We start from the raw sequence: 15,920 nt of genomic DNA, 5'->3' as shown, positions 1-15,920 counted from the left end.
GATCCGCTATGGTCCCCCGTCATGGGATACGAGCTACGCGTGGTTCGTGAGGCGCCGCTGGCCTTCGCGGAGGTCGCGAAGGCGATCGCGCCGGCGGGTTTCGAGCTGCGCGGATCGCACGAGATCGTCGCCAGGCACGGCGACGGCACGCACGCCGTGGGAGCATGGCGTGAGCAGGTGATCGGGGCGCCCGGCTCCGACTGGCAGGTGGCCCAGCTCGTCCGGCTGGCGGGCGTGCTCGGCGCCCGGCTCATCGGCGAGGACGGCGAGGTCTACGGGCTGCGTGAGGGCGTGGTCGAGGTGGTCGCCGACGGGTCGGTGATCGAGCTCGGCAAGCTGGACGAGATGATCGACGCGGGACCGGCGGCGTGGAGCCGCTGAAGCCGTTCGCCGAGCGCGTGCTCGACCTCGTCGAGCGCATCCCGCCCGGCAAGGTCATGTCCTACGGCGACATCGCCGAATACCTCGGCGAGGGCGGCCCCCGGCAGGTGGGACGCGTGATGTCCGTGTGGGGCGGCGGCGTCCCGTGGTGGCGCGTGGTGCACGCCGACGGCAGCGGTGTGGCCCCTGACCACCTGCAACGCTGCCTGGCGCACTGGCGCGAGGAGGGCACCCCGTTGCGGGGGGAGCGCGTGGACATGCGCGGCGCCCGCTGGGACGGGCGTTCAGCCGATTCTCAGGAAGGCCGCTGACCTGCCGGTTCCCTGAATGGGCGATTTGGTAGTAGGTGACTCCTATTACCATGGGCAGAACACTGACGGCAGCCTGAAAGGCGGTGCCTCCCCGATGGCTACCGGCGTAACTGCCCAGAGCCCGGGCGGCGATGCGGTCCCCGACCGACTCAAGGCCGTCCAGGACCTCTGCGACCGTGGCGAGCCACTCGACGCGGTCATGCGCGCCGTCGGGCCGGGCGGCCGCGACGCGGCGTTCGACGCCGAGGTGCTCAGCGGGCCGCTCGGCGCGCGGATGGACCTCGCGGTCAAGCGCGGCGCCGCCCGCAGGCGCGAGCTCGTCGACCTCGTGCGCCCCTACCTGGCGGGCGTCGCCGCGGGGGTCAAGCGTGAGCTGCCCGTGGCCCGCCGCCTCATCTGCCACCTGATCGAGCACCGCCCCGACGACGAGCTCGTCGAGGGCGAGACCCTCGCCAAGGTCGTGGCGGCCGCCGCCGAGCCGTCCAAGCGCATCCGCAAGGGCCTGCGCTGGTACGCCGACCTGCCGTTCCGCGACGAGCTGCCCGCCGAGCTGTTCCGGCTGCGCCGCGCCGACCTGGTGCCCGTCACGCACATCGACGACATCGTGTGGGTCGACGGCAAGCTGCGCATCACCGGCTTCGCCTACCTGGCCGGCCTGTCGGTGCGCAGCCGCCGCTTCAACCGCGCGAGCGTGGTGCTGCGCGGCCCGCGCTGGCTGCCGCCGGTGCGGCTGCGCACCCGCCGCGTGCTCGCCCCCGAGGCCACCCACGGGGCCCGCGAGCCCGGCTGCAACTACGACTGGTCGGGCTTCCACGCCGAGCTGAGCCCGTGGGCGCTGCGCTGGCGCGGCGCCGTCCGCGGCCTGGTCTCCGGCGTTCGCCGCCGCCTGCGCCGCCGTCCCGCCGTGCGCGACACCACCACGTGGCGGGCCGAGATCGTGTTCTGGAGCCGGGGCGCCCGCGCCACCGGCCTGCTGCGCGGCGCGTCCATCGGCCGCAGCGAGCGCCCCGCCGGCCGCCAGCTCAAGCCCGGCTGGTGGGCCCGGCCCGTCTGGACCTCCGACCGCGCCCTCCAGGTGGTGCTCCAGCCCAACCGGGCCGAGCTCACCGGCGTCACCGTCGACGACGAGCGCCTCCAGCTCAAGATCCACCTGCCCGACCGCGTCGTCACCAAGGGCCATGCCCGGCTGGGCGGCCACCGCATCGCCGCCGACTTCAGCCCGGCGGGCAAGGGCACCGACGTGCTGCTCACGCTCGCCGTGCCCGCGCTGCTGCAGGAGAAGGACGGGCGGCGGCTGTGGGTCGAGCCCAAGGGCGACCCGGCGGCCTCCGTCATGCTCGGCGACCTCAAGGGCACCAGGGCCGTGGCCGGCGACCGCGAGATCACCGTGCTCGGCGACCGCCGCGACCGCGTGGTCGTCTCCGCCCACCGCATCCGCCCGGTGATCTCCTCGGCCGTCTGGGACGGGCCCACGCTCGTCCTGCGCGGCCACTACCCCGACGCCGAAGGGCCGCGCTCGCTCACCCTGCGCCACCGCTCCGGCCTGGCCTACCAGGTTCCGATGGAGCGCGCGGGCGAGGAGTTCACCGTGCGCGTCCAGCCGGGGTTCATGGACCGCTTCGGCGAGGCGGTGCCGCTGTCGTCCGGCACCTGGCAGATGTCCGTACGGCACCCGTCCGGCGAGATCGTGCCCGTGCGCATGGACCACGCCGCGCTGGAGACCCTCGACGAGGACCCGCGCGTGCTCGGCGGCCACTCCTTCCGCATGGTCTCCACCCGCTTCGACGTGCCGGTGGTCGTCTCGGAGGAGGAGCGGCCCGCCGCCGAGAAGGGCGTCGCCGGCACCCACGTGCTGCGCCGCGTCTTCTACCCGGCCCAGCGCACCGAGCCGCTCGACGAGGCCACCGTCTACGTGGTCAACGACGGCCGCCTGTACGCCGACAGCGTCCGCGCCATCTACGAGGAGCGGGTGCGGCGCGGCGACGACCGCCCGCACATCTGGATCGTCAAGGACGGCGCGTTCACCCCGCCCGACGGCGCCACCTCGGTGCGCGCGGGCAGCCGCGAGCACCACGCCGCGCTGGCCCGCTCGCGCTACATCGTCACCAACGCGTTCCTGCCCGTCTGGTTCCGCTCCCGCGAGGGCCAGGTCGTCGTGCAGACCTGGCACGGCACCCCGGTCAAGCACATCGGCAACGACCAGGCCCACATGCGGCGCGACCCCAAGCCGCCGGTCTGGCACCGCCAGGCCGCCGAGGTGCGCGGCTGGGACGTGCTGCTGTCGCAGTCGCCGTGGGCCACGCCGGTGCTGCGCAAGGCGTTCGGCTACCAGGGCGAGGTGCTGGAGAGCGGGCTGCCGCGCAACGACGTGCTCACCTCGCCCGACCGTGACGAGCTCGCCGCCGCCGTGCGCGAGCGGCTCGGGCTCGCCGAGGGCAAGCGCGTGGTCCTGTACGCGCCCACGTGGCGCGATTACGACCGCAAGAACGCGATGGTCAAGCTCGACCTGGCCAAGGCGCGTGAGGCGCTGGGCGCCGACCACGAGCTGCTGGTACGGGCGCATCCCATGCAGGCCATGCCCGCCGTTCCCGACATCGCGCGTGACGTCACGACTTATCCGGATATCGCGGATCTGCTGCTCGTGGCCGACGTCCTGGTGACCGACTACTCGTCCGTCATGTTCGACTTCGCGGTCACCGGGCGGCCGATCGTCCTGTACGGCTACGACCTGGCCAAATACTCCGCCAAGCGCGGCATCTACGTGGACCTGCCCGAGGTCGCCCCCGGGCCGGTGCTGTCGACCTCCGGCGAGGTCATCGAGGCGCTGCGCTCCATCGACGAGGTCGCGGCCGCCCACGCCGACCGCTACGACGCCTTCCGGGCCACGTTCGCGCCGCGCGACGACGGCAAGGCGACGGCCCGCGTGGTCGACCACGTTTTCTGAGCGCGTACTGACGACGGCGTGTCGGGGCAAATCCTCTAATTTGCCCCGATTGGCCCCGATAACGTGGGCGTCCGCGCGGGGAGACCGGGCAACTCGGCACGATCTACCCCTGTGGTCTGGTGGAATCTAGTGCTGTGAGTGGTCAGACCTGGCGATTGGTGCGCCGCGGCAGCGGGAGGCCTGTTGAGGCCCCTGTGCTTGATGAACATCAGCGCGCCGTGGTCGAGCACCCCGGCGGCCCCCTGCTCGTCCTCGCCGGGCCCGGCACCGGCAAGACGACCACGATCGTCGAGAGCGTCGTCGACCGCATCGAACGACGCGGCGCCGACCCCGAACGCGTCCTCATCCTCACTTACAGCCGCAAGGCCGCCGGCGAGCTGCGCGAACGCGTCACCGGCCGGCTCCGCCGCACCACCCGCACCCCGCTGGCGCTCACCTTCCACTCCTACGCCTACGCGCTGCTGCGCCGCGAGGCCGTCCTCGCCGGCGAGCCGCCGCCCCGCCTCCTCACCGGCCCCGAACAACTCCTCGAAGTCCGCCGCCTCCTCCACGGCGAACTGGAGGACGGCGCCCTCGACTGGCCCGAAGACCTGCGCGAACCGCTCAAGACCCGCGGCTTCGCCGAAGAGCTGCGCGACTTCCTGTCCCGCGCCGCCGAACGCGGCCTCGACGGCGAGCGCGTACAGGAGCTCGGACGGCAGCACGGCCGCGCCGACTGGGTCGCCGCCGGCCGCTTCGCCCAGCGCTACCAGCTCCGCTTCGACCTCGACCCCGACCCGGCCATGGACTACGCCGAGCTGATCCGCACCGCCGCCGGACTGCTCGCCGACCCCGACGTACGCCGCCGCGAACGCGCCGCCCACGACGCGCTGTTCGTCGACGAGTACCAGGACACCGACCCCGCCCAGGAGTTCCTCCTCCAGCAGCTCGCCGGCGACGGCCGCGACCTGGTGGCCGTCGGCGACCCCGACCAGTCCATCTACGGCTTCCGCGGCGCCGACGTACGCGGCATCCTCGCCTTCCCCCAGCGCTTCCGCACCCGGTCCGGCCACGACGCGCCCATCGTCGCCCTGCGCGTCTGCCGCCGCAGCGGCGCCGACCTCCTGGAGGCCTCCCGCCGCGTCGCCGACCGCCTCCCCGCCACCCCCGCCCCCTCGGCCGGCCCTCCCGCCGACGGCATCCCCCGGGCGCGCGGCCACCGCGACCTCGTCCCGCTGCCCGACACACCCTCCGGCGAGGTACGGGTGCTGCTCGCCGACAGCACCAGCCAGGAAGCCGCCGTCGTCGCCGACACCCTGCGCCGGGCCCACCTCATCGACGGCGTGCCCTGGCACCGCATGGCCGTCCTGGTCCGCTCCGCCACCCGACAGGTGCCGCTGCTGCGCCGCGCCCTCGTCACCGCCGGGGTCCCCACGATGATCGCCGGAGACGAGGTGCCCATCGCCCAGGAGCCCGGCGTCCGCCCCCTCCTCACGCTGCTGCGCGTCGCCCTCGACCCCGCCGCCCTGGACGAGGGCGTCGCCGAGGAGCTCCTCACCGGCCCGCTCGGCGGCACCGACATGATCGGCGTCCGCCGCCTCCGCCGCGCCCTGAAGATCGCCGAAAACGAAGCCCACACCGCCCTCACCCCGCACCCGGCAGACCCTCCGGCCTCCGCAACCCCGGAAGGTGACGCCCCCCAACCTGGCGCCCAGGCCGGCGCGCCCCAGGGCGACCCGCAGCCCGGCACCCTGGCGGACTCCAAGGCGGCACCGGGCCGCGAGCCCACCGCGCCGCCACCGGGTGAGCCGCAGGACGGCCCTCTGGCTCCGGAGGCCGGTGCGCCACAGGACGGCGTCCCGGCCGCCCCCGAAGCCGCGCCGGCGCGCGCGTCTGGTGCGGCGCAGGACGGCCCTCTGGCTCCGGAGGAGGAGCCGCTGCCCACGGACGCCCCCCGTGCCGCCGTGGCGGAGGTCGCGCCGCAGGGCGGCCCGGGCGGGCCCGGAGCGGCGGCGGACTCTGGGGAGGGGGTGCGGTCGTCGGGCGAGTTGCTGGTGGCGGCCGTGAACGACCCGCGGGAGCTGGTGCGGGTGGAGCCGCACGTGGCCGTTCCGGCGGAGCGGGTGGCGAGGCTGCTGGCCACGGCGAGGGAGGCGCTGCGGGAGGGCGCGACGGCCGAGGAGGTGCTGTGGGCCGTGTGGCAGGCCAGCGGCCTGGCGGAGCGGTGGACGGACCTGAGCCTGAGCGGCGGCCAGCGGGGCGCGCAGGCGGACCGGGACCTGGACGCGGTCGTGGCGCTGTTCGACCATGCGGCGAAGTTCGTGGACCGGATGCCGAAGGCGGGCCCGGAGGTGTTCCTGGACGATCTGGCGTCGCAGGAGATCCCGGGTGACACGCTGGCGGAGCGGGCGCCGGACGGTGACGCGGTGCGGGTGTTGACGGCGCACCGTTCGAAGGGCCTGGAGTGGGACGTGGTGGTCGTGGCGGGCGTCCAGGAGGGCGTCTGGCCGGATCTGCGGCTGCGGGGCACGATGCTGGGCGTGGAGGACCTGGCGGAGGTGGCCGAGGGGGGCAGGCCGAGTGCGGCGTCGCTGGCGTCGAAGCTGCTGGCGGAGGAGCGGCGGCTGTTCTACGTGGCGGCGACGCGGGCGCGGCATCGGCTGGTGGTGACGGCGGTGGGCGGTGAGGACACCGACGAGCGGCCGTCGCGGTTCCTGTCGGAGCTGATGCCGGGCGCGGTGGACGAGGCGACGGTGGAGGACCGGTCGCGCTGGCTGAGCATGCCGTCGCTGGTGGCCGATCTGCGGAGCGCGGTGACGGATCCGACGAAGCCGGCGTCGATGCGGCGCAGGGCGGCCAGGCAGCTGGCGAGGCTGGCGGCGGCGGGGGTGCAGGGCGCGCATCCGAACGACTGGTACGCGTTGACGACGATGACCGATGACCGGCCGTTGAGCTGGCCGGACGACGTGGTGAGCATCTCCCCGTCGGCGGTGGAGAGCTTCACCAAGTGCGGCCTGCGCTGGCTGCTGGAGACGGCGGTGGGCGCGGCCGGGACGAGCACGGCGCAGGGGCTGGGCACGGTCATCCACGCGCTGGCGGTGCTGGGCGCCACGGATCTGTCGGACGAGAACGCGCTCGGCGACCGCCTGGACGGCATCTGGAACGAGCTCGACTTCGGTGGCGTATGGTTCAACCGCAAGCAGCGCCGGGTGGCCGAGCAGATGATCGGCCGGTTCCTCCGCTGGCAGCAGGACAACCCGCGGGAGCTCGTCGCCCTGGAGGAGGCGTTCGTCGCCATGGTGGGCGACGGCGTCCAGATCAAGGGCCGGGTCGACCGCGTGGAGAAGGATGCGGAGGGCCGGGCGGTGATCATCGACCTCAAGACGGGCGGCTCGAAGCCCAAGCCGGGTGAGCTCGATCGCCATCCGCAGCTCGGTGTCTATCAGTTGGCGGCGCTGCTGGGCGCGTTCGCCCGGCACGGCATGGCGGAGCCCGGCGGGGCGGCGCTGGTGCAGCTCGGCAAGGCGGCGGGCAAGACGGCGGCGGTGGAGCAGAAGCAGGGTGCGCTGGCCGACGACGCGAACCCGGGCTGGGCGCGGGATCTGGTCGACACGGTGGCGATCGGCATGTCGGGCCCGTTCTTCCAGGCGAAGGTCAACGACGGCTGCCGTACGTGCGCGGCCAGGGCGAGCTGCCCGGTCAACGACAGCGGGGGACAGGTGTGCTGACCCCGGTCGAGCTGGCCGGCAAGCTCGGCATCCTGCCGCCCACCCGGGAGCAAGCCGCCGTCATCGAAGCGCCGCTGGAGCCGATGGTCGTCATGGCCGGGGCGGGTTCGGGCAAGAGCGAGACCATGGCCGGGCGGGTGGTCTGGCTGGTGGCCAACGGTCTGGTGAAGCCGTCGAACGTGCTGGGTCTGACGTTCACCCGCAAGGCGGCGGCGGAGCTGGCGACGCGGGTGCGGGAGCGGCTGGCGGGGCTGGCGGAGGCGGGCCTGGTGGAGCCGTCGATGCTGGACGAGGAGCCGACGGTCTCCACCTATCATGCGTACGCGGCCCGCCTGGTCACCGATCACGCGCTGCGTGAGGCGCTGGAGCCGACGATGCGGCTGGTGACGCCGGCGGTGTCGTGGCAGCTCGCGTCGCGGGTGGTGGCGATGTACGACGGGCCGATGGACCGGGTGGAGCTGGGCCCGCCTTCGGTGACGGCGGCGGTGCTGGAGCTGGCGGGTGAGCTGTCGGAGCATCTGCGCGCCCCGGGTGACGTGCGGCGGGTGGGGGAGTGGCTGGACGAGCGTCTGGCCGAGCTGCCGGGCCGCACGGTGCAGGCGCAGCGCAAGCCGATCGCCGTGCAGGCGGCCAGGGAGCAGTTGCTGCCGCTGGTGGAGGCGTACGAGAGGTTGAAGCGGCGGCGGGAGGTCATCGACTACGGCGACCAGATGTCGCTGGCGGCGAGGATCGCCGCCAATCACCGCGAGGTCGGTCAGATCGAGCGGGAGCGGTTCGCGGTGGTGCTGCTGGACGAGTATCAGGACACCAGCCATGCGCAGCTGGTGTTGCTGCGTTCGCTGTACGGGGGCGGCCATCCGGTGACGGCGGTGGGCGACCCGTGCCAGTCGATCTACGGCTGGCGGGGGGCGTCGGCGGGCAACCTGCGCCGGTTCGCCGAGGACTTCCGGACGGGGGCGGGCGATCCGGCTCCGGTGCGGCAGCTCAGCGTCAGCTTCCGCAACGGTGACCGGGTGCTCGACGTGGCCGCCCGGGTGCAGCTTCCGCTGCGGATGGAGGCGCGTGAGGTGCCGGTGCTGGTCCCGGGCCCGAACCGGGTCGACCGGGGCCGTGTCACCTGTGCCTTCCACGAGACGGCCGAGGACGAGGCGAAGTGGGTCGCCGACTGCGTCGCCCGGCTGCTCGGCCAGGAGGTCGCCCCGGACGGCCTGCCGTGGGGGGACAAGGAGCGCAAGAAGACTCTTTCGCTGCAGCCGCAGGACGTGGCGATCCTGGCGCGCAAGCGGTCGCAGTTCCCGGCGTTGCGCAGGGCGCTGGAGGATCGTGACATCCCGGTCGAGGTGGTCGGGCTGGGCGGGCTGCTGACGGTGCCCGAGGTGACCGACATCGTGGCCACGTTGCGCGTGCTCTACGACGCGACGGCGGGTGACGCGCTGGCCAGGCTGCTGGCGGGGCCGCGCTGGCGGATCGGCCCGGCGGACCTGCGGGCGCTGGGGGAGTGCGCCCGCGAGCTCAACCGGGAGATGCGTGACGGGCAGCGCGTGCAGGACCCGCTCGACCAGGTGGTGGCCGATCTGGCGGAGGAGCGCGGCAGCCTGGTCGACGCGCTCGACGAGCTGCCCGACCGGGAGGAGTGGCTGGAGGCGTTCTCGCCGCTGGCCGCGACCCGGCTGGTGGCGCTGGCCCACGAGCTGCGCCAGCTCAGGGCGCACACGGCGCAGCCGCTGCCCGACCTGATCAGCGAGGTGGAGCGCAAGCTCGGCCTGGACGTCGAGGTGGCTGCGCGGGGCGGCACGGTGAGCGCGTTCGCGGCCAGGGCCGATCTCGACGCGTTCCTCGACGCGGCGTCCCGGTTCGCGGGCGACGCCGAGGATCCGACGCTGGGCGCGTTCCTGGCCTATCTCCAGGCGGCGGAGAGCGAGGAGTTCGGGCTGGAGGCGGGCCGGGTCGGCGACAGCAACAGCGTCAAGCTGATGACCGTGCACGCGTCCAAGGGCCTGGAGTGGCCGGTCGTGGTGGTGCCGGGCCTGTCGCAGCTCCTCAACACGAAGGGCGCGGTCGCGACGGGCAGCGTGTTCCCGGCCACGCCGGTCATGAACAGCCGCTGGACCGACAACCCGCGCAAGCTGCCCTACCCGCTGCGCGGCGACGCCGCCGACCTGCCCCGGCTGACGGGGTTGAGCAAGGACGAGCTGGCCGCGTTCGACGAGCGGTGCCGCGAGCGCGACCTGATGGAGGAGCGGCGGCTGGCGTACGTGGCGGTGACGCGCGCCCACTACCACCTGATCGCCTCCGGCTACCGGTGGGGCAGCGCGTCCAAGCCGCTGGAGCCGTCCGACTTCCTGCGGGAGATCGCGCAGAGCGCCGACCGGATCGCGGTCTGGGCGCCGGAGCTCGCCGAGGGCGCCACCAACCCGCTGCTGGCCGAGCCGGCCGCCGCGGTGTGGCCGGTCACGCCCGAGGGGCTGCGGTACGAGTCCGTCCTCGACGGCGCCCGCCTGGTGGAGGACGCGCTGGCGGGCACCCTGGAGGACGACGAGGAGGAGCAGCCGCTGCGCGCCTTCGAGGAGGAGCGGGTGCGCGCCTGGGACCGCGACACCGAGCTGCTGCTGCGCGAGCGGGAGCTGCACCGGCGGCGCGGCTCCACGACCGTAGAGCTGCCGTCCAAGCTGACCGTGTCGTCGCTGGTCACGCTGGCCACCGATGCCCGCGAGCTGGCGCGCAGGATCCGCCGCCCGGTGCCGGTCAAGCCCGCGCCGCTGGCCCGCCGGGGCACCTCCTTCCACAAGTGGCTGGAGACGCGCTGGGACCAGCAGCGGCTCATCGACGACTTCGACCTGGACCTGGAGCACGAGCCGGAGGAGGCGGACGTGCGGCTGGCGGAGCTGCAGGAGCGCTTCGAGGAGAGCGAGTGGGCCGAGCGGCGTCCGGTGGACCTGGAGGTGCCGTTCGAGACCATGATCGCCGACCGGCTGGTGCGCGGCCGCATGGACGCGGTGTTCGAGCTGCCCGGCGGACGTTACGAGGTCGTCGACTGGAAGACCGGCGACCCGCCGACCGGCAAGAAGGCCAGGGCCGCCTCGGTGCAGCTCGCCGCCTACCGGCTGGCCTGGTCGCACCTGGCGGGCGTGCCGCTGGAGCGGGTGAGCGCGGCCTTCCACTACGTGCGCGCCAACCGCACCGTGCGCCCGGTGGACCTGCTCGACGCCGACGGCCTGGTGGCGCTCATCGAGGCGGTGCCGGAGGTCAGTCGCGCAGATGGTGGAAGCCGGGCTTCGGGTGCATGAGGAAGTCGTGGTGTGAGATGTTCCAGGCGTAGGCCCCGGCCATCCCGAACACCACCGTGTCCCCCACCCGTACCGTTGTCACGATTTTTCGTGCGAAGACGTCTTTCGGCGTGCAGAGCTGCCCGACGAGCGTGACCGGCTCGTCCGCCACGCCCGGCCCGTCGCCCGTGGGCAGCACGGTGAAGGGCTGGTCGTGGCCCTTGGTCACCGGGGTCCGCAGGTGGTGGGTGCCGCCCAGCAGGACGGCGTACGCCTCCCCGCGCACCCGTTTCACGTCTACGACCCGGGTCACGTAGAAGCCGCAGTAGGCGGTCAGCGCCCGCCCCGGCTCGATCCTGACGAGCTGCCCCGGCCGCCGCAGCCGCGCCAGCCCCGCGCCGTAGGCGGCCCAGTCGAAGCGCTCCGGCGAGCCGTAGGAGACCGCCATGCCGCCGCCCAGGTTCACCTCGGGCTGGCCGGTGTCCAGCAGCACCGCCGCCAGCCGCAGCAGCTCTGGCGCGGCCAGCCCGCTCGCCAGGTGCGTGTGCCTGCCGCGCAGCCGCACCCGGTCCGTGAACAGCGGCAGGCACTCCTCGACCCCCGCCTCGTCCATCCCGAACGGGCCGCTCATGGTCAGCGCCGCGCCCTCCACCGCCAGGTCCGGGCTGACGCGCAGCAGCACGTCCGCCTCCAGCCCGGTCGCCACCAGCCGCCGCAGCTCGTACGGGGACTCCACGTGGATGCGGTGATGCGGCAGCCGCAGCTCGGCGTCGGTCTTGCCGGGGCCGCCCAGGGCCAGCGGCCTGCCCGGCAGCAGCGCCGACACGTGCGCGTGCTCGCCGCCGGACGACACCTCGAACCCGTCGACGTGCGCGTCGAGCACCCGCAGCAGCTCGGCGTCCGGATTGGCCTTGACCGCGTAGTACAGCTCGACGCCGGGCAGCGCGGCCCGTACCGCGGCCGCGTGCTCGTCCAGGGCGGGCAGGTCGTACAGGTAGGCCGGGGCGGCCAGGCGGGGGGCGGCCTCCAGGACCCTCGCGGTGATCATGCGAGCGGGTTCGCGATCGGGACGTAACCGGCGGACCGGTCGGCGGCCCTGGCCCAGCGGACGCCCAGGTTGGCCTTGGCCGGCAGCGGCGCCCCCGCGAGCAGGTCCGACAGCGGCACCGGCCCGCCCAGCTCGGCGGCCTGCTTGGCGAGCACCTCGCGGGCGGCCCGCCACAGCTCGCGCAGCAGCCCGTCGTCGCCGTCCGAGACGGTCGCCGCGATCTCCACCAGGTGGTTGACCAGCAGGCAGTAGACCACCCGGGCCCAGCCGCGCTCGGCGTCGTAGGACATGGCCTCCGCGACCCGGGCCGGCACGCCGCCGAGGTCGTGGCGGCCGGTGACGAGCTTGGCGCCCTCCAGGTCGCGGAAGACGGCCTCCACGGGCAGGCCGGAGCCGTCGAGGCCGACGAGCACGTTCTGCAGGTGCGGCTCCAGGATGACGCCGTGCGTGAAGTACAGCTCCAGCACCGGTGGCGCCACGGCCGTCACGTACGCCGTCCACCAGGCGAGCGGGTCGGGCGGCGGCGGCCCGGCGGCCAGCGCCCCGGCCAGGATCGGGGTGACGCCGGGCGAGCAGGCCGCCCAGGGGCTCTCGCGGACGATCACGCCCAGCCCCTCCAGCAGCGGCGTCGCGGAGCGGTAGCCGGGCTCGGGCAGCCACCGGGCGCCGGGATGCTTGGCGGCCACCTCGGCGAACACCGGCGCGAGCCGAGAGGTCAGCTCCACCGCCCCGGCCAGCTCGTACCAGGCGTTCTTGCGCACGCAGTTGGTGATCCGCACGTCGAGGCTGAACTTCAGGCACGCCCCGGCCGCCGGGGCGTACACGGTGCGCACCGACGAGGTCGGCATCACGACCGGCCCCGGCCCCAGGTCGATCAGCTCGCCGCCCAGCCGGGGCCGCAGCAGGCCGAGCTGCCACGGGTGCGCCGGCAGCAGCCGGTGGCCGGGCGGCGCCTCGCCCAGCGCGTCGAGCGCGCGCACGTCGCCCTCCTCGGCGACCGCGTCGTCCCGCACGCCGAGCAGCCGCAGCGGGAACTCGGCGTGCGCCTCGGGCGCGTAGGCCAGCCAGCCGTCGCCGCCGCGCGCCTTCGGGCTCGGATGGAACGGGTGCCCGTACACCAGCGCCTGCTCCGAGGCCAGCCACGGATCGGCGGGCGGCACGGCCTCCGCCCTGGCCCGCAGGATCGCGGCCACCGCCTCCCGGCTGGCGGCCACCTGCCCGGCGAACTCGTCGTTGCGCCCCGCGCCCAGCTCCGCCTCGGCCAGCCGGACCAGCTCCGCGGACGTCAGCGGATGCCAGGCGCCCGCGTCGAGCCGTTCGGGACGGCCGTCGAAGCGCAGCGCGGCCCCGCCGTGGGTGCGCACCCGCAGCAGCGTGCCCCCCACGCGCAGCAGCAGCAACGGCGGCGCCGGCCAGACCAGGCCGCGCGGCCCGGCCACCTCCCGCACGCAGCAGCGCAGCAGCGCGGCGAGCGTCGCCTCCTCGGCCGGCCCGGCAGACGAGGTGAGGGCCAGACCGTGCATTCAAGCTCTCCTCAGGTAGTTGGGCCCGCTGGTGCCGTAGAACTTGTTGATGTCACGCGCGCCCGACCGCTGCTTGGCCACGAGGGTCCCGGCGGTGACCATCGACTTGCCGGTGAGCCTGGCCGCCTCCAGCGTCCGGGCGCGCAGCAGCCTGGCCATCGGGTCGTCGCCGTAGGGCTCGAGCGCCGCGGCCAGCGTGTCGCGCAGCAGCGCGGACGCCTCGGCGTGGGGCAGCGCGCCGAACGTGATCGCGGCCGCCGCCAGGTGCAGCGTGATCGTCACGAACACGTCGGCCAGCGCGTGCGGGTCGTCGGTCAGCATCCGCGCGTCGCCGAACGCGGGCACCGCCACCCCGGCCGCCGCCAGCCTGGCGGGGGAGGCGAGCAGCCCGTCGTTGTCCTTGACCAGCAGCTTCATGGCGCCGTCGGCGAAGACCAGGGCCAGGTTCTGCTGGTGGGCCTCCAGCGCGACGCCGTACTCGACGAACAGCCGCACGTTCCAGCCGAACAGCAGCCGCAGGTAGGCGGGCAGCACGTCGCCCAGCTCGGCCAGCACCCCGGGCACGGCCAGCGCCGCCACCGGGACGATCTTGCCGGGCGGCAGCCTGCGGACCATCCAGGCCAGGTACTCGTGCCCGGCGTGCGCGTACGCCTGCTCGTCGGCGATCAGCACGTCCGGGCCGGCGAGCTCGCGGAGCAGCAGCTCGGCCCGCGCGCCGTCGCGCAGCGTGCCCGGCCTGATCGAGCGCCGGTTGCGGGTGCCCAGCGTGGCCGTGGGCAGCGGCAGCTTGAGGTGGACGCGCGGCCCGACCTCCACCGTCCGCATCGACAGCGTCGGGCGTACGGTCACGCGCGGCTCGTCCAGCACCCGCACCCCGTCGATCTTGGCGACCTCGGCGACGGTCAGCGGGTGCACCGGGAACAGCCCCTCGCCGTCCGGCAGCACGTCGGCGGGCAGCGGCGACGACCCCGCCATCAGCAGCTCGCCGGGCACCCGCGCCCACCGCAGCGGGAACGACGGCGCGAACTCCGGCGCGTACGCCAGCAGGTCCGCCTCCGACAGCCCCGTCCGCGCCCGCGCCGTCGGGTAGACCGGGTGGTCGGTGAAGGCGGCCAGCGACTCGTACGACGGCTTCCTGGCCAGCACGCCGGGCAGATGGGCGTCGTGCAGCTCCAGGGCGGCCAGCGCGGCCAGGCACTCGTCGAAGAACGCGGCCACGCCCTCGGCGTCCGCCGGGTCGGCGATCTCCGCCAGCGTCTCCAGCACCTGTTCGAGGCCCAGCAGCTCGCCCGGCGCCACCACGAAGTCCTGGAAGAGCGATCCGGGAGCCAGCCGCACCAGCCGCCCGTCGGCCATCGTCAGCGCGACGCCGTCGCGGTCGCGGGTGACGCGGGAGGAGAGCCTGCCGTAGTCCTCGCGCAGCAGCGCGTTGAGCACCCGGGCGGCCAGGTAGGAGTCGCGGGAGCTCATCCGACGACCCACGGCCTGGACGCCCGGTAGCCCTCGACGGCGGCCTCGACGCGGGCCCGGTCCGGCCCGACGGCCCTGATCACGCCCAGGTAGTCGCGGTTGGTGTGAGTCAGCTCCACCCGCTCGCCGGCCTGGCGCAGCGGCCGGTGCCACAGCGTGACGCCGTCGTGCTCGGTCTCCTCGGCCCCGGGCGCGGTCAGGATCGTGCCCGGCCGGTCGGCCACCAGGCTGACCGCCGTCCCATACCTGGAGGATTCGGGCATCGAGGGCATGGGTTCGCCCAGGTGCACGCGCAGGATCCACTCGAACAGCGGCACCCCCAGCACGTCGGCCAGCAGGAAGTCGCAGTGGTCGCCGATCACCCGGTAGTTCACCTCGACGATCCGGGGCCCGGCCGGCGTGACGACGTACTCGGTGTGGCACGCGCCGAACCCCGCCCCGATCGCCCGCAGCGCCGCCAGCACGTGATCGTGCGGCCCCTCGGGCGCCCAGTCGAGACGCTCCTCGACGAAGTGCGGCAGCGGCCCGAGCGTCGTCGCGAACCCGCCCAGCACGCCGATCCGCGAGCCGTCGCCCAGCGTCTCCAGCGTGCGCAGCGGCCCTTCCAGGTACTCCTCGACCACCACCGCCTCGCCGGGCCGCCGCGCCCGGACCGCCTCCACGGCCTTGGCCAGGTCCGACTCGACCAGCAGCACGTCCTCGCTGGCCACCCCCTCGCGCGGCTTGACCACCAGTGGGTACGGCAGGTCGTCGGGCACCGGGTCGCCCGGGGCCAGCCGCGCCGAGAACACCCGCTCCACGCCCGCCTCCGCCAGCCTGCGCCGGGTCAGGAACTTGTTCTTGGCCGTCAGGCAGGCCCGCCAGTCCTTGCCGGGCAGCCCGAAGTAGCCGGCGGCCAGCGCGGTCTCCGCCTGGAGGTGGTCGGAGTTGGAGAAGATCGCGTCCGGCCTGCCGAGGTGCTCGATCGCGTCGATCAACGCGCGCGGGTCACGCACGTCACAACCGACGGCGTACGGATGCCGCTCCGGCCGGTCGGTGAGGATCGTCACCTCGCACCCCAGCGCCCGGGCGGCGGGCAGGAACCCGTCGGTCACCGAATCGGTCGGTTTGAGCGCGGTCAGGTAGAGCCGCAACGCGAAGGCACCCCCGGATGATCAGGTAAGGCTAACCTAACCCGAAAGATCCTAGCCCCTCCAAGATCCCACCGCTGCAGGGAAACCGTAATCGGCGGCTAACCCTGAGGTCATAGGATGACATGGGATTTGGGAAG

At 74.2% G+C, this 15,920-nt stretch carries 9 protein-coding genes; 5 read left to right on the top strand and 4 right to left on the bottom strand.

Features of this window, described 5'->3' with window-relative positions; all coding sequences use genetic code 11:
* The first annotated feature begins 21 nt into the window (after positions 1-21).
* From ACWDXC_RS30565 to ACWDXC_RS30545, 5 genes are all read left to right on the top strand, one after another.
* Complete coding sequence (locus ACWDXC_RS30565; RefSeq protein ID WP_219504825.1) at positions 22-381, top strand: hypothetical protein; 360 nt, start codon at positions 22-24, stop codon at positions 379-381.
* On the top strand, positions 369-692 hold the full coding sequence (locus tag ACWDXC_RS30560; protein WP_219504827.1) for an MGMT family protein: 324 nt from the start codon (positions 369-371) through the stop codon (positions 690-692). Before ACWDXC_RS30565 ends, ACWDXC_RS30560 begins: the two co-directional genes overlap by 13 nt.
* Positions 693-786: 94 nt before the next feature.
* Positions 787-3,636, top strand: coding sequence for a CDP-glycerol glycerophosphotransferase family protein (locus tag ACWDXC_RS30555; RefSeq protein WP_449987422.1), 2,850 nt, complete (start codon positions 787-789; stop codon positions 3,634-3,636).
* Positions 3,637-3,830: 194 nt separating this feature from the next.
* Positions 3,831-7,343, top strand: coding sequence for a UvrD-helicase domain-containing protein (locus ACWDXC_RS30550; RefSeq protein WP_449987419.1), 3,513 nt, complete (start codon positions 3,831-3,833; stop codon positions 7,341-7,343).
* Positions 7,337-10,630, top strand: coding sequence for an ATP-dependent helicase (locus ACWDXC_RS30545; RefSeq protein WP_449987416.1), 3,294 nt, complete (start codon positions 7,337-7,339; stop codon positions 10,628-10,630). The genes ACWDXC_RS30550 and ACWDXC_RS30545 overlap by 7 nt, the downstream gene beginning before the upstream one ends.
* Here ACWDXC_RS30545 and ACWDXC_RS30540 read toward each other — a convergent pair.
* From ACWDXC_RS30540 to ACWDXC_RS30525, 4 genes are read right to left on the bottom strand one after another with little or no spacing between them, the layout of a single operon-like run.
* Complete coding sequence (locus ACWDXC_RS30540) at positions 10,590-11,657, bottom strand: type III PLP-dependent enzyme domain-containing protein (protein ID WP_219504833.1); 1,068 nt, start codon at positions 11,655-11,657, stop codon at positions 10,590-10,592. The genes ACWDXC_RS30545 and ACWDXC_RS30540 overlap by 41 nt on opposite strands.
* Entirely contained in the window at positions 11,654-13,180 is a 1,527-nt protein-coding gene (locus ACWDXC_RS30535) for an IucA/IucC family protein (protein WP_449987413.1), read from the bottom strand. Before ACWDXC_RS30535 ends, ACWDXC_RS30540 begins: the two co-directional genes overlap by 4 nt.
* Positions 13,181-14,650, bottom strand: coding sequence for an IucA/IucC family protein (locus tag ACWDXC_RS30530; protein WP_449987410.1), 1,470 nt, complete (start codon positions 14,648-14,650; stop codon positions 13,181-13,183).
* Positions 14,647-15,783 (bottom strand): siderophore biosynthesis protein, encoded by a 1,137-nt coding sequence (locus tag ACWDXC_RS30525; RefSeq protein ID WP_449987407.1) that lies wholly within the window; start codon positions 15,781-15,783, stop codon positions 14,647-14,649. Before ACWDXC_RS30525 ends, ACWDXC_RS30530 begins: the two co-directional genes overlap by 4 nt.
* Positions 15,784-15,920 lie beyond the last annotated feature (137 nt).

Source organism: Nonomuraea sp. NPDC003214 (genome assembly GCF_053590035.1).
The sequence above is the reverse complement of the archived record's forward strand: the minus strand, read 5'-3'. Positions and strand labels throughout refer to the sequence as shown.